This window comes from Bacteroidota bacterium (assembly GCA_016713765.1).
In the GTDB taxonomy this organism is placed as follows: domain Bacteria; phylum Bacteroidota; class Bacteroidia; order AKYH767-A; family 2013-40CM-41-45; genus Pollutiaquabacter; species Pollutiaquabacter aromativorans.
In genome coordinates this window covers 2,101,763-2,115,207 of sequence record JADJON010000001.1, presented here as the reverse complement: position 1 = coordinate 2,115,207, position 13,445 = coordinate 2,101,763, and the positions used below count along the sequence as shown (strand labels likewise).

Annotated in this window: 11 protein-coding genes; 2 read left to right on the top strand and 9 right to left on the bottom strand. The window is 53.5% G+C overall.

The annotated features are described in order from the left end of the window. Window positions 1-2: 2 nt before the first annotated feature. The 3 genes from IPJ96_08100 to IPJ96_08090 form a co-directional block, all read right to left on the bottom strand. A complete protein-coding gene (locus tag IPJ96_08100; protein MBK7910311.1) occupies window positions 3-1,304 on the bottom strand; it encodes a (Fe-S)-binding protein in 1,302 nt (433 codons plus the stop codon). 9 nt (window positions 1,305-1,313) lie between these two features. Further along, on the bottom strand, window positions 1,314-2,273 hold the full coding sequence (locus IPJ96_08095; protein ID MBK7910310.1) for an MCE family protein: 960 nt from the start codon (window positions 2,271-2,273) through the stop codon (window positions 1,314-1,316). Window positions 2,274-2,423: 150 nt separating this feature from the next. Next, window positions 2,424-3,623: an N-acetylmuramoyl-L-alanine amidase gene (locus IPJ96_08090; GenBank protein MBK7910309.1), complete on the bottom strand. Its 1,200-nt coding sequence runs from the start codon at window positions 3,621-3,623 to the stop codon at window positions 2,424-2,426. 124 nt (window positions 3,624-3,747) lie between these two features. Here IPJ96_08090 and IPJ96_08085 point away from each other — a divergent pair, with 124 nt between their 5' ends. Further along, window positions 3,748-6,273 (top strand): LPS-assembly protein LptD, encoded by a 2,526-nt coding sequence (locus IPJ96_08085; GenBank protein MBK7910308.1) that lies wholly within the window; start codon window positions 3,748-3,750, stop codon window positions 6,271-6,273. 153 nt (window positions 6,274-6,426) lie between these two features. Here IPJ96_08085 and IPJ96_08080 read toward each other — a convergent pair whose 3' ends face one another. Next, a complete protein-coding gene (locus tag IPJ96_08080) occupies window positions 6,427-7,089 on the bottom strand; it encodes a hypothetical protein (protein ID MBK7910307.1) in 663 nt (220 codons plus the stop codon). 42 nt (window positions 7,090-7,131) lie between these two features. Continuing rightward, window positions 7,132-7,671, bottom strand: a complete 540-nt coding sequence (locus tag IPJ96_08075; GenBank protein ID MBK7910306.1) for a GNAT family N-acetyltransferase — start codon at window positions 7,669-7,671, stop codon at window positions 7,132-7,134. Window positions 7,672-7,747: 76 nt separating this feature from the next. Between IPJ96_08075 and IPJ96_08070 the strand changes: the two genes are divergently transcribed. Next, complete coding sequence (locus IPJ96_08070; GenBank protein ID MBK7910305.1) at window positions 7,748-8,533, top strand: toxin-antitoxin system YwqK family antitoxin; 786 nt, start codon at window positions 7,748-7,750, stop codon at window positions 8,531-8,533. Between the two features lie 6 nt (window positions 8,534-8,539). On the opposite strand, the gene IPJ96_08065 is transcribed toward IPJ96_08070, so the two are convergent. The 4 genes from IPJ96_08065 to IPJ96_08050 form a co-directional block, all read right to left on the bottom strand. Further along, window positions 8,540-9,022, bottom strand: a complete 483-nt coding sequence (locus IPJ96_08065; GenBank protein MBK7910304.1) for an ABC transporter ATPase — start codon at window positions 9,020-9,022, stop codon at window positions 8,540-8,542. Between the two features lie 39 nt (window positions 9,023-9,061). Next, complete coding sequence (locus IPJ96_08060) at window positions 9,062-10,327, bottom strand: MFS transporter (protein ID MBK7910303.1); 1,266 nt, start codon at window positions 10,325-10,327, stop codon at window positions 9,062-9,064. 215 nt (window positions 10,328-10,542) lie between these two features. Next, window positions 10,543-12,432, bottom strand: a complete 1,890-nt coding sequence (locus IPJ96_08055; protein MBK7910302.1) for an ABC-F family ATP-binding cassette domain-containing protein — start codon at window positions 12,430-12,432, stop codon at window positions 10,543-10,545. Window positions 12,433-12,559: 127 nt separating this feature from the next. Continuing rightward, window positions 12,560-13,102, bottom strand: coding sequence for a hypothetical protein (locus tag IPJ96_08050; protein ID MBK7910301.1), 543 nt, complete (start codon window positions 13,100-13,102; stop codon window positions 12,560-12,562). Window positions 13,103-13,445 lie beyond the last annotated feature (343 nt).

The window sequence follows — 13,445 nt, the reverse complement described above, 5'->3', positions numbered from 1 at the left end:
AGTTAATCGTTCGCCCAGTTGAAGCGATCGGCCTGAGCGAATTGCCAGGGCGCGCCGTTGTTCTCCACTTTGTTGAACATACCGGCCAGTTCCTGCGGCACCTTCGATTCTTCCATGACCAGGTAACGGCGCATGTCGACGATGATACTCAACGGGTCGATGTTGACCGGACAGGCTTCCGTACAGGCATTGCAGGAGGTGCAGGCCCACAATTCCTCTTCTGAAATATAGTTGAGGAGTGATTTATCGTCACGGAATTCCGGGCCGTTGCGGTCAATGTTTTTACCCACTTCCTCCAAGCGGTCGCGCGTATCCATCATGATCTTACGGGGCGAAAGCAACTTGCCGGTCTGGTTCGCGGGACAATTCGAGGAACAACGCCCACACTCCGTACAACTGTAAGCGTCCATCAATTGCTTCCAGCTCAGGTCAAACACATCCTTGGCGCCGAACCGCGATGGCGGAGCTGCCGCGTCTCCCGGTGGCACGGCGGACGGATCCAGCATCAACTTTACCTCTCGCGTAACACTTTCCATGTTGGTGAAACGCCCTTTGTAGTCGAGGTTGGAATAATAGGTATTCGGGAAAGCCAATAGGATGTGGAAGTGTTTGGAATACGGCAGGTAGTTGAGAAAAACGAGAATTCCGATGATGTGGAACCACCAAAGCAGGCGCTCCACGATGACCAGATTTTCAGGGTTCCAACCTTCGAAGAACGGCGTCAACATACTGCTGACGGGGAACCAACCGGCCTGAACATAGTGACCGTAATGTTGGGCCTGTAACACGGAATCGACTGCGTTCATCTTCAGGAAGGCCGACATCAACAGGATCTCGGTCACCAGGATCAGGGTTGCATCGGTCCGGGGCCAGCTGGTCATTTCCCGCATCCAGAAACGCTTCAGGCGAATAACATACCGGCGTACCAGGAAAATCACGCAAGCTACCAGTACCAGCAGCGCGAGGATCTCGAAACTCCCGATCAGGAGATCATACAAGGGTCCGAGAAATGCAAACACCCGATGCGTACCAAACAGTCCGTCGATGACGATCTCCAGCACTTCAATGTTGATGATCACGAATCCCGCGTAAACGAATATGTGCAGGATCCCTGCCACCGGACGGGTCACCATCTTCGACTGACCCAGAGCGACCATGGTCATCACCTTCCAGCGGTCAGCGCTGCGGTCAGAACGGTCGAGCGGTCGCCCGAGCCGAATGTTGCGGATGACTTTCCGGATATTGCGCGTAAAGACCGCAACCGCGGCCAGAAGCAAGAGCAGGAATATCAATTGTCCGATCATACGTCCGGATTATTTCTTGCCGAATGAGATCAATGAAACATTGAAGTACCGCTTGGGGTTTTCCCGGAAGTCGGTCAAGAGCAGATCCAGGCTGCGGGACGTGGAATTCAGGTTGTGGTAGAGGCTGTCGTTCGTAGCCAGTTGCCCGAGCGAACCTTCCCCGGTGTTGACCTTTCGCAAGAGCGAGGAGGTCTCTTCCAGTGTCTTCCGGGTATTTTCAATGGTCATGGCGAGATTGGCGCGGGCCAGGGTATCGCTGATCGACGAGAAATTATTGATGGCGTTGGTGATCGCGTCATTGTTCTTCCGGAAATTGGCCAAAATGGATTCCAGGGAAGCAAGCATGCTTGCCAGTTTCCCGTTGGCGGTAAGGCCGGTGTCCAGGCTGCCGGTCACGTGCTCGATCGAGAGCAGCGAATTGCTGATGCTTTCAAATGAACGCTTGAGATTGTCTTTGGTTTTTTCGTTGAAGACCGTCCGGACGATGATCAGGACCGAATCCATGGAAGACAAGAGGTTCTCCGCTTTCTGCTTGATCGGAGCGACCTGGGCACTGACCGATTCGCTGAGACTTTGCTGAATAGCCGACACGAGGGTATCGCCGTCTTGCAACTCTTCGGTCGCGTCGCCCAGTACCAGCCGGATACCTTTCGTTCCCAACAGGTCGGTTCCGAAGATCTCGGCGGTGGAATTACGCGGGACCACCACTTCGTTCTTCAAATGCATGCTGACCAGGATACGGCCGGAGCGGTCAGGGAAAAGCGAAAGGCTTTTTACCATGCCAACTTTCATCCCATTCACCTGAACGGTGTTGCTGGGCGCCAGGCCATCGACGTGATCATAAACCGCGTACACCAGTTTCTGACTGGTAAAGAAATCTTTGCCTTTCAAATAATTGATACCCCAGAAAAGGGCGGCGATCCCTACCGTGACAATCAGTCCGATGCGTGCTTCCTTCGAAATTTTCATACCCAATAGACCGGAAGTACGATCCTGCCGGTCAAAACCGTGATTGATTAAGCACCGAAAGGTAGGCATTTTAGCCCGGCCTGCTTTCCGCGATACTCATCCGAAAGTCCGAAAATTCAACAGGATATGAACAAAAGCCGACGCACTTCCCTACTTCAACCGGGCTTTGGCTTCCTTGTAAGGAATGCGTTTTACGCCCTCATAAGCGACCACAAAAGCATCCTTATAACCCTTCGCCCTCAAAGCAGTTTGTAAGTCCAGCGCGTCTTCCGGATCACGGAATTTTCCACTGACATACTTATAGAGCTTCCCATCCTTTTCCTCCCGCCAGTCCCCCGCTTTTTTCAACTTGGAACTCGAGGACGTCAGGCGTGTGGGTGAAACAGCAAACTGGACACTGAAGTAGATGTCGTTGTCAGCTTTCTCTTCCGCAACCGGCTTTGCATTTTCAACGGCAGGTTTCGCGGATTCCACCGATGCCGGTTCACCCTTATCATTGGAGGGTCGATCGGTGTCCGCGGTCTTTCCCGAATCACCGGGTTCGATTGCTCGTCCATCGCCTGTATCCGAACCCGATTCTACACTCTGCTTATAGCGCTTGAATGCATTGAAGATCGCTTCCGCCATATCGCGCTGCCCGCGTTCCGATCCGAGAAACTTCTCCTCCGATGGATTGGAAAGAAAGCCGGTCTCCACCAGAATGCTCGGCATCGTCGTCTTGAACAGCACGATAAACCCGGCCTGTTTCACTCCGCGGCTTTGCCGGCCCTGCTTCTTGACTTCCTGCTGAACGAGCGAAGCCAACCGCAGACTCTGGTCGAGGTAAGCGTCCTGGTAAAGGGAAAAAATAATGTTGGCTTCCGGGCTGTTCGGGTCGAATCCGTCGTATTGCTTGAGGTAATCCTTTTCAAGCAGCACGACACTGTTTTCCCGCTTCGAAACCTCGAGGTTCGCTTCGGTCTTATTCAAACCCATGACCCAGGTTTCCGTTCCTTCCGTCTCTTCGTTGCAGAGTTCCTTTTTCTTCTTCTTGTCGAAATAGCAGGCGGAGTTACAGTGGATACAAATAAACAGATCGGCTCGGGCGTTATTGGCAATGGTTGCCCGCTCGTGCAATTCCACAAAAACGTCGGTGGATCGGGTATAAATGACCTTGACTTCAGGGAAATGGCTTTCGATGTAACGCCCCAGTTGCAAAGCGACACCCAAGGCCACATCCTTTTCTTTGACTTTGCCGCCCAGGCAGCCCGAGTCTTTACCACCATGCCCAGCATCGATCACGACACGGTGAATCGCATAACGCGGTGCCGGCGGCTGGAAGGACGTCAACAATAGGAATATCAGCGCCATCGCGGGATACCCGTAAAGCACCTGACGCCTGCGAAATTTCGTTAGCTTTGAACCCTTAACCAACCGCACGGATTTCCCCGATTTGTTTACGCAAGTTTCCAAAATATCAGCCCTTTGTCTGTTTTTGGGAGTCGGTCTTTTTCAACAAGTTGCTGTTGGCGGGAACGACTTTCATACCCCCGTTGACACGCTGCCCGTTACGGCGGATTCCGATACGGTCGTCGTTTCGTCCGATTCCATATCCATCCCTGAAGATACGCTGGTAAGCTCGGAAGGACTCTCCCTTCCGGTCAAGTATCACGCCAGAGACTCGATCCGGGTGGACGTAGCAAACGAAGCGGTGTATTTATATGGCGCTGCAACGGTCGATTACGATGATTTACATCTCGAAGCGGAAAGGATCCGCATCAACATGGGCGACAAGGAAGTCCATGCCGAAGGCCTGATCGATAGTACGGGAACCTCGATCGGGACTCCCCATTTCTCGCAAGGGCCTCAGGAATTCCGGTCCCGTGCCATGCGGTACAACTTCCAAACGAAAAAAGGCAAGATTGATTATGTAATCACCAAAGAAGGAGACGGTTATATCCACGGTGAGGTCGTCAAAAAAGACCCGGAAAACAACTTTTTCATCCGCAACGGACGGTACACTACCTGCGAACTCGATACACCTCATTTTTCCATATCTTCCAACAAGCTGAAGGTCATCAGCAACAATAAGATCGTCACAGGCCCCGCTTACCTGACGATTGAACAGGTTCCGACCCCCTTGTTCATTCCCTTCGGTTTCTTTCCGAACAAGAAAGGTCGCAGCTCCGGTATCATTTTTCCAGGCATCGGCGAATCCGCGCAACGCGGGTTCTTCTTCCAGCATCTGGGATACTACTTCGGCTTCAACGACTATTTCAACCTGGCCCTGACCACCGACCTTTACACCAAAGGCAGCTACACGATCGACGGGATTTCACAATACCGGAAGCGTTATCGTTATGGTGGCTCCTTTCGGGTGAGCTATGCCTACTCGGTACAAAGTGAAAAGGAACTGCCCGACTTCAACGCCAGGAAGGATTTTCAGATCACCTGGAACCACAACCAGGATCCCAAAGCCAATCCTTACAGCATATTCAACGCCAGTGTACACGCCGGCTCCTCGGCCTACTATCAAAACACAATCGCCAGTACGAATAACTTTCTGGCGAATACCTTCCAGTCTTCCCTCACCTGGTCGAAATTGTTCCCGGACCAACCCTTCAACCTCAGTGTAGCCGTCAACCATTCCCAAAACAACCTCACCCGGGATGTACGGATCACCGCGCCGGACGTCAGTTTCAATGTGGCCCGTATCTTTCCTTTCCAGCGCAAGCAACAGATCGGCAAGCAACGCTGGTATGAGAAGATCGGCTTTACCTACAACCTGCGCGGCACCAACTATATTCAGCAAAAGGATAGTCTGCTTTTCCGACGTGAATCGCTGGATGACATGCAAAACGGCCTGCAGCACCAGATCCCGATCTCGACGGCTTTCAACGTTCTCAAATTCATCAACGTCTCCCCGACCTTCAACTATACCGAGCGCTGGTATTTCCGCACGACCGAATATGCCTACAACGCAGAAAAAGGCGGACTCGACACCCTCACAGTGAATGGCTTCAAAGCCGCCAGGGAATATTCGACCGGAATCAATGCGCTGACACGTGTTTACGGCATGTTCCAGTTCGCCAAAGGTCCTGTGGCGGCTTTCCGGCATGTACTGACTCCTTCAGTAGGATTCAGTTACCGTCCCGATTTCTCCCAGCCGAATTTCGGCTACTTCAAAACCGTTCAGTACGATACCAGCGGAAATACACTCACCTACTCGATTTTCCAGAATAGCGTTTACGGCGGTCCCTCCGGCGGGAAATTCGGCAGCGTAAATTTCGGTCTCGACAACAACTTTGAGATGAAAGTGCGGACCTACTCCGACACCGGCATGGCGCTGAAAAAGATCAAACTGCTGGAGAGCCTGCGCCTGGGAACAAATTATAACCTGATCGCCGATTCCATGAACTGGAGTCCGCTGTCGATCAGTGGTCGCACCACGATCCTCGACCGCGCCCAGATCACGTTTAACGGATCACTGAACCCCTATGCCTACGATGAGAACAACCGGTATTACAACCGTTTCCTCAAGGATGTCAATGGTAAGCTCTTCCAATTGACCAATGCGAACGCTGCCGTGAACTTCTCGCTGCTGGCAAAGCGCAAAGACAAGAGCAGCAATAAACTCAGTCGGGACGAACTCAATTACATCAACAGTCATCCCGAGGAATACATCGATTTCGAAGTACCCTACAACCTGTATGTCGGCTACAACTACGGTTATTCGAAATTCGGCAATGCTGCCAGTAACACCTCGCAAGCACTCAGCCTGAGCGGCGATTTCAGCATGACACCCCGCTGGAAAGTCGGCTTCAACTCCTGGTACGATATAGAAGCCGGCCGTTTCACCAACTTCAACCTCAATATCAACCGCGACCTGCACTGCTGGGAGTTCCGTTTCAACTGGGTTCCATTCGGCTACCAGGAAAGCTACTTTTTCCAGATCAACGTAAAGTCATCCGTCCTCCAGGACCTCAAAATGATGAAGCAACGGACGCTTTTTGACAGGTAGGGGTGGGGATTAGAAATTAGTAATTAGTAATTTGTAATTTGTGATTGGTGATTGTTGATTGGGGAGAGTTGAAAGATGAAAGTGGAAAGTTGAAGGATCACTGTTCACAATTCACTATTCGCTATTCGCTAATCGCTATTGGCTGCTCACTGTTCACTCCATTCCCCACAACCGCACGAACTTGTAATTCGCCGAAACGGTCAACAATACGTGTCCGCCCGCGTGGGTATGGTCCTCTACTTCGATGTGAGTGTGACCGACCTGCTTGTCTGCCGCTACCTCTTTTCCAAAATGCACCATGTATTGCCCGGAGAGGCTTACATCCAGCGCTCTCGTGATGTTGAAGTGGGTCCCGATACCGCCTTGCGTCGCCATACTCAGGCGATCGGCATGATTGCTCCGGTTGTCTTTTTCAAAAACATCCGTGTAATCGAAACAATGCCCCAGAATCAGGTACGGCTGTAGCAAGCGGGAAAAATCAACGTGCTTACCGGGATAATACATCACCGACCAACCGATGTGGTAATCGTTCCGCTGAGCAAAATCGCCCACCTCCGACGTCAGATAATCGAAGTACCATTCGGTATTCAAACGCTTACCTAATTGCAACCGGAACTGGCCGCCGATGCCAACCCCCATGCCTTCTTCCGGCATCTCGTTGAACAGGCTAAGCGTGTTGCGCGTACCGAGCGAAAACCAACCGGAGTTTTCCTGTCGGAAGAGACTCCCTTCTCCGGCATAGCTTGTTGCAGAACTCAGTGCGGCCGCCCCTGCAGCCGTGATGAAGATGATCCAACGAAACCAGTAAGGATGCATGGGGTCTGTGATCTTGGGGGAATAACGCGGATAAGCTGATGTTTATTGTTGTTGCTTCAACACTGGTACCGCAGCCTTCATCAGGTAATCTTCGTCCAACGCTTTGCCGAGCTGAAACAGTTTACTGCCAAAGATCTCGAAACCATATTTCCGGTAAAAGCGGATCGCGCGCGCGTTGTCGATGTTGACCCCTAGCCAAAGCATATCCATGCCCTCCTCTTGCGCAAGACGAATGATCGCACCCATGAGCGTCGCCGCCAATCCTTCCCCATGCAACTCCCGGAAGACGTACACCCGCTCGATCTCCAACGGACGTGTTCCTTCCAAAGCGGGATAGATCCGGTCGCGACGAACCTTGGCGTAGCCACCGATCCGCGCACCATCACGTACCAGGAAGAAAGTGTTCACTTCCGAATTGGCGAGATCCTTCCGGACTTTATCGTGGTCAAAGGCATCTTGCAGATAAAGCGCCATATCCTCCGGGGTATTGTAATCCCGCCATGTTTCATAAAAGGTCTCCCGACCGATCCGGGCGACAACCTCCGTGTCTTGAACTCCGGCAATTTCTACTGTCCAGGCCATGCGGTGAAAATACGCAGCTTCCGATGTTCATCACAAATTCCCGAAGCAGGACTATCTTTGCGCCGGTTTAACTGCTATGAAAAAACTCCTGCTCCCCTTCCTGCTCGCAACCGGCCTGAGTGTCTCGGCTCAGAAAGACAATCAAATGGCCCCGGTCAAGGCTCCTCAACCGGTCAAACCGGTGAACCCGATCCTGCGTGGAGAACAGGTTTCTGGAAAGATCGATACCATTGCAACGCCCGATCCCCTGACTCCTGGTCGCAGCCAGTGGACCATCCTCAACCCCAACGGGTCCGTAAAAGCGCAGGGTTTCATGCGCGACGGCAAGCGCGACGGTGTCTGGCGCGAATATGCCAGCAGCAACAATGTGCTGGTAAAAGTCGAAGAATATAGGGACGGGCATAAGAACGGTGCCGTACTTGCTTTCTCCGCCGTCGGCCAGGTCAACCTGAACGAAACCTACCTGAACGATACCCTCCAGGGTCCACGCCTTACCTACAGCAACAACGGCCGCATCAAGACCATGGAACACTACGTGAAAGGCGTTCTGCAAGGCAATCGCAGGTCGTTCTACGACGACAGCAAATTGCAGGAAGACGCCAACTACAAAAACGGTGTGCGCGACGGGGTTTCGAAATGGTTCAGTTCAGCCGGCAAACCTTCCATTGAATATACCTACGTGAACGGTGAATTGTCGGGCCCGGCGAAACTCTACGACGAAAACGGCGACCTCAAGCAGGAAGGTAGTTTCATCGCGGGCGACGAAGACGGTGAATGGAAGGTCTACGAGAACAAAGTGCTCGTAAAGAAACTGTACTACAAGAAAGGTGAAATCACCCGCGAAGTGCCGGTGAAGAAGTAAGCGCGATCAGACCAACTGCCGGTGCCAACTCTCGGCAAAAGGCACCTTCCAAGCCGACTCCAGGTCAGACAGCCGGTCTATCAGGTTATTGTACACCACGGTCTTCGGACCGATTTCGCCTGACTCCACGAGTCGGGCGAATTCTTTTCTGGGAACCACTTTCAACATCTCCCCTTCCCCGAAAGCGAAGTTCATCCGATCCAGCAGGTCCACGCCGAGCTGCTCACTTACTCGCCGAACCAGGTGCACCGACTTGTCGATGGAACATCCACTGGCCATGGCCTGCCGCTCGTCGATTGCCAATACCAGAAAGTGATGGTCAAAGATCGCGTAGCCGGCCTTCAGCGCGACGTTGTGCGCCGTCCATTCCGAAACGAATCGTTCTGCTTCCTCCCGAACCCAGCGTTCTTCGTCGGGTGTCAGCGGACGTGGGGACTGAAATATCCAGATCCGGGCGTCTTTCGGTAACTCTTGCAGCGGTACGTACATGATGATCGGCTTGAGCTGCAAAGATACGAACTCGGGGCGTCAGGCAGGCGGTATCGGTTCGTGTAACTGGAGCTTGCGCAGCTTGGGCAGCCAGACGCCGGCGGCCAGTACGGAGCCCATGGCAACCGAGCCGCCAATCACGACCGACGGAACCAACCCCAGCAATTTCGCGGCAAAACCCGACTCGAATGCCCCCAACTCGTTCGAACTGCTGATGAACATGGTGCTTACGCTGGAAACGCGTCCACGCATGTCGTTTGGGGTGAATAACTGCACGATCGTAGCGCGGATCACTACGCTGACGTTATCGAAGGCTCCGCTCAACGCGAGAATGGCCAGCGACAAATAAAAACTTTTAGACAAGGCGAATGCAATCATGCAGGCGGAAAATCCGGCCACACACCACAACAATTTCTTTCCGGCATTGCGCAGCGGCGGATGCTTGGTCATGTACAACGCCATGATCACCGAACCGGCAAATGGCGCCGCACGCAGGAATCCGAATCCTTTCTCCCCCACCCCGAGCACTTCACTGGCAAAGACCGGTAACATCGCCGTAGCCCCACCGAAGAGCACGGCTACCAGGTCCAGCACCATCGCTCCGAAGATCATCTGATTTCCGAACACGAAACGTAATCCGCTGCGGATACTTGCACCCATCGTTTCATCCCGCGTCGCGGGCGCGTATGGCTGTCGGGGTACGCGCACGACCTGTAGGAAGGATAGCAGCATCAAGGCTACGACGACCCCGTACGAAAATTGCTTACCCAAAAAACCAAGCATCAGACCGCCGATAGAACTGCCCACGACCACCGCCACATGCCAAAAGGTACTGTTCCAGGCCGCGGAGTTCGCATAGGCTTCCCGAGGCACGATTTGTCCGACCAATGCGACCTGCGCCGGACTATAAAAGCCCCGCAACAATCCGAGCAGGAACATCACCGCATACAACGGCATGGCCGTACCGGCGAACCCGCCCTGGCTGTAATGACGGGACAACAGGAAGAGACCGATCGACACACACAACTGTAAAAACCCGATCCGCGCCAGCAGGACACGGCGATCGTTCCGGTCGGCCACGTAGCCCCCGTATAAGGCCAGTCCGACAGCCGGAATCGCCTCGGCCAGTCCGAGCAAACCCAACGACAGCGGGTCCTTGGTGATCTCGTACACCTGCCAGCTCAATACAACAAACTGGATTTGCAGGCCAAGCGTCAACAGGAATTTCGAAGCCAACAGTTTCCGAAAATCCGGCAAGCGAAATGCGAGAAACGAATCGCGCTGATGAAAAAAGTCATTCGCCATCGATGGAATAAAGAAAACACTTTCCCGCGAGAGGAAGTGGTCGCCCTGGCCGCAGTTTTACACAATGAAAAATGAGGAGCGGACCGATCCGTGCGCTGCTCGCCTCCAGTCCCGTGTTCTCTCGTCAGATCAGCGGGATCGCCCGGTTGAACAGCCTTAGCCTGACGAGATCACCCGGGGCTAGCCCGGATCGCCGGTGACGTTGATCCATATCGTCAGGCCAACTCCGACAACTCCAGCCAACGCATGGATTTCTCGTCCAACTGCTGCATGACCGACTCCAGTTCATGGGCCCAACCGCTGAGTGCGGCATGGTCGGAAGATCCCCCGTTGAGCAGTCCGGTCAGGTCGGCCTTCTTTGCTTCCAGGGCGGCGATCTCCGATTCCAATCGCTCGAACTCCAGCCGTTCTTTGTAGGTGAGCTTCTTCCTGGCGGTTTCCTTTACCGGTGCTTCCTGTTCCCGCGCTTTCCGTTCGAGCACCGCTGCCTGATCCGCCGCTTTTTCCCGTTCCTCCTGGTCGATCCTCAGTTCGGAATATGTCCCGTTGTAATCCCGGATCTTTCCCTCGCCTTCGAAGACCAGCAGGTGATCCACCAGCTTATCCATGAAGTAGCGATCGTGCGAAACGATCACCAAACAACCACGATAATGCAGGAGGAACTCCTCGAGCGTGGCCAGGGTCAGGAGATCAAGGTCGTTCGTAGGTTCGTCGAGGATCAGGAAATTCGGATTGCGGATCAGCACCGTGAGCAAATGCAGACGTCGCCGCTCGCCCCCGCTCAGCTTCGAGACGTAGGTCTGCTGCAACGAAGGCGGAAACTGAAACAACTGCAGAAACTGTCCGGCCGATACCTTGCTGCCATCGGCCAGTTGAATCACGTCGGCATGTTCCCGAACGACTTCTATGACTCGTTTATCCTCCTTCACCTGCAATCCCGCCTGTGAATAGAAACCGAATACGACGGTCTCGCCAATATTCACTTTCCCGGAGTCCGGCGGCTCCTTTCCGGAGATGATGTTCAGGAAGGTGGTCTTGCCACAGCCGTTCTTTCCGACGATGCCGACCCGTTCACCGGTCCGGAACGTATAGTCGAAGCCTTTCAGGATGGTACGATCGCCAAACGCCTTGTAGACTTTTTTCAACTCGATGATCTTCCCGCCGATCCTGTTCATCTTCACATCAAGCTCAAGACCGTCTTCCTTTCGCTTGCCACCCATGCGGTCTTTCAGATCATGAAAGGCATCGATCCGCGCTTTCGACTTGGTGCCACGCGCCTTCGGCATCCGGCGGACCCATTCCAGTTCGGTCCTGAAGAGGTTACGCAATTTGTCCTGGGTCCGGGATTCCGCTTCCTCCCGTTCGGCCTTCTTCTCCAGGAAGAACGCGTAGTTACCATCATAAGCGAAGATCTTCCCCAGATCAAGTTCGAGGATGCGGTCGGTGACATTATCCAGGAAGTAACGGTCGTGGGTCACGAGTAACAGGCTGAGGTTGGCCCGGCCGAGATAGCCCTCCAGCCATTCCACCATTTCAACATCCAGGTGGTTCGTGGGCTCGTCGAGGATGAGCAAATCGGAGGGTTCTACCAGCACCTTGGCCAGTGCGATTCGTTTTTGCTGACCGCCGGAGAAACCCAGGATCTTTCGGTCGAGGTCGTGAATGTCGAGTTGTCCAAGGACCTGACGGATGCGGGCTTCATAGTCCCAGGCATTGGCCGCATCCATGCGGTGTGTCATCTCTTCCAGATTCCTCGCGCTTGCCGGCGTATTCTCACGGGAGTGTTGTTCCAGCGCCAGTTCGTATTGCCGGGTGAGTTGTACTACCGGATTCTCGTCACCGAAGATCAGCTCCGCGACGGTTCGATGTCCGTCGAAACTGGGCTCCTGTTCTAGGTAAGCAACGCGAACATCCTTCCGATACGTGACCTCACCGGAATCCGGCACGTCTTTACCGGCCAGAATGCGCAACAGGGTGGTCTTGCCTGTACCGTTCCGCGCGATCAAAGCTACCTTCTCGCCACGCGCGATCCCGAAACTCAACTCCTGGAAGAGGAGTTTGTCACCATAAGCCTTGCTGACACGATCAACCGATAAAAGATTCATTGCTCAAATTTCCTTCCGCAAGGCACTACTGATTAGTCGATTAATACTCTTTCGAATTCACATCCAGCTACCGCAAACTGCTCACCGCATACCGCCGAATGAAATCCGCCAACCGAATTCAAATTCCTTAATCCTTCGCGCCTTTCTCACCGGTGAACTGATCGGTCTGATACTTGAATAGCACATTGAACGTGGTCAGGCTGCCATAACAACGGGTGATGTACTGCTGGATGTTGACCTTGTCCTCATCCGACAACTTTTCATGGGCATTGATGCGTTGCTCCAGCACCCGCAGGCGATCCCGCAGCATCACAATCTTGTTGAAGAACGTTTCAATCGGGACCTCCTTGGGTTTCAACGCGGCATCGGCCGGTTGTAGCACCATCTTGCCCCCTACCCAACGACCTCCCAACTCGACACGCTCCTGGATGTCGGAGTACTTCCGGATCACATTAACCAACAACACCTCGATATCGGCCAGTGACACCAGGTCCTGGTCCTGATCGTTGGCGTCGATGATCTCAAGGCCCTGTTCGTCACGGTCCAGATCGCGCATCCCGTGATCCATGAAAGTTACGACATACTCTTCCGGTTTGACCTGTACGATGACGCCTGCACCAAACTGGGGATGCCGGATCCGGGAACCTATTCCGAGGGAGTTGGTTTTCATGGGAGCGATTTTTCACAAAAATACTCCTTTCCCCGCAGCCCACTGACAAAGCCCGAATCATCGGTATTAACAGTCCGGAGGTTAAGTTGTGTTAATGTCTGTCACGAACAGGTCATCTCGAACGTCTCATACAATACAAGCATGCACAGGACGTTGTTCTCATTACGTTTTTGTGTTCATGTTTTTCGTGTGGGGGGCCGTCGGTTCGAAAGGATCGGCGGCTCTTTGTTTGAAGGAGGGACAAGAACCAAGGGACGAGGGACGAGGAATGAGGGACGAGGGACGAGGGACGTGGGACGTGGGACGTGGGACGTGGAATCTCCTAAAAAACTATTCACTGTTC

What these genes read in the sequence shown, in the direction of transcription:
- IPJ96_08100 (MBK7910311.1), bottom strand. Translation starts at nt 1,304, where the DNA reads ATGATCGGACAATTGATATTCCTGCTCTTGCTTCTGGCCGCGGTTGCG.
- IPJ96_08095 (MBK7910310.1), bottom strand. Translation starts at nt 2,273, where the DNA reads ATGAAAATTTCGAAGGAAGCACGCATCGGACTGATTGTCACGGTAGGG.
- IPJ96_08090 (MBK7910309.1), bottom strand. Translation starts at nt 3,623, where the DNA reads ATGGCGCTGATATTCCTATTGTTGACGTCCTTCCAGCCGCCGGCACCG.
- IPJ96_08080 (MBK7910307.1), bottom strand. Translation starts at nt 7,089, where the DNA reads ATGCATCCTTACTGGTTTCGTTGGATCATCTTCATCACGGCTGCAGGG.
- IPJ96_08075 (MBK7910306.1), bottom strand. Translation starts at nt 7,671, where the DNA reads ATGGCCTGGACAGTAGAAATTGCCGGAGTTCAAGACACGGAGGTTGTC.
- IPJ96_08070 (MBK7910305.1), top strand. Translation starts at nt 7,748, where the DNA reads ATGAAAAAACTCCTGCTCCCCTTCCTGCTCGCAACCGGCCTGAGTGTC.
- IPJ96_08065 (MBK7910304.1), bottom strand. Translation starts at nt 9,022, where the DNA reads ATGTACGTACCGCTGCAAGAGTTACCGAAAGACGCCCGGATCTGGATA.
- IPJ96_08060 (MBK7910303.1), bottom strand. Translation starts at nt 10,327, where the DNA reads ATGGCGAATGACTTTTTTCATCAGCGCGATTCGTTTCTCGCATTTCGC.
- IPJ96_08055 (MBK7910302.1), bottom strand. Translation starts at nt 12,432, where the DNA reads ATGAATCTTTTATCGGTTGATCGTGTCAGCAAGGCTTATGGTGACAAA.
- IPJ96_08050 (MBK7910301.1), bottom strand. Translation starts at nt 13,102, where the DNA reads ATGAAAACCAACTCCCTCGGAATAGGTTCCCGGATCCGGCATCCCCAG.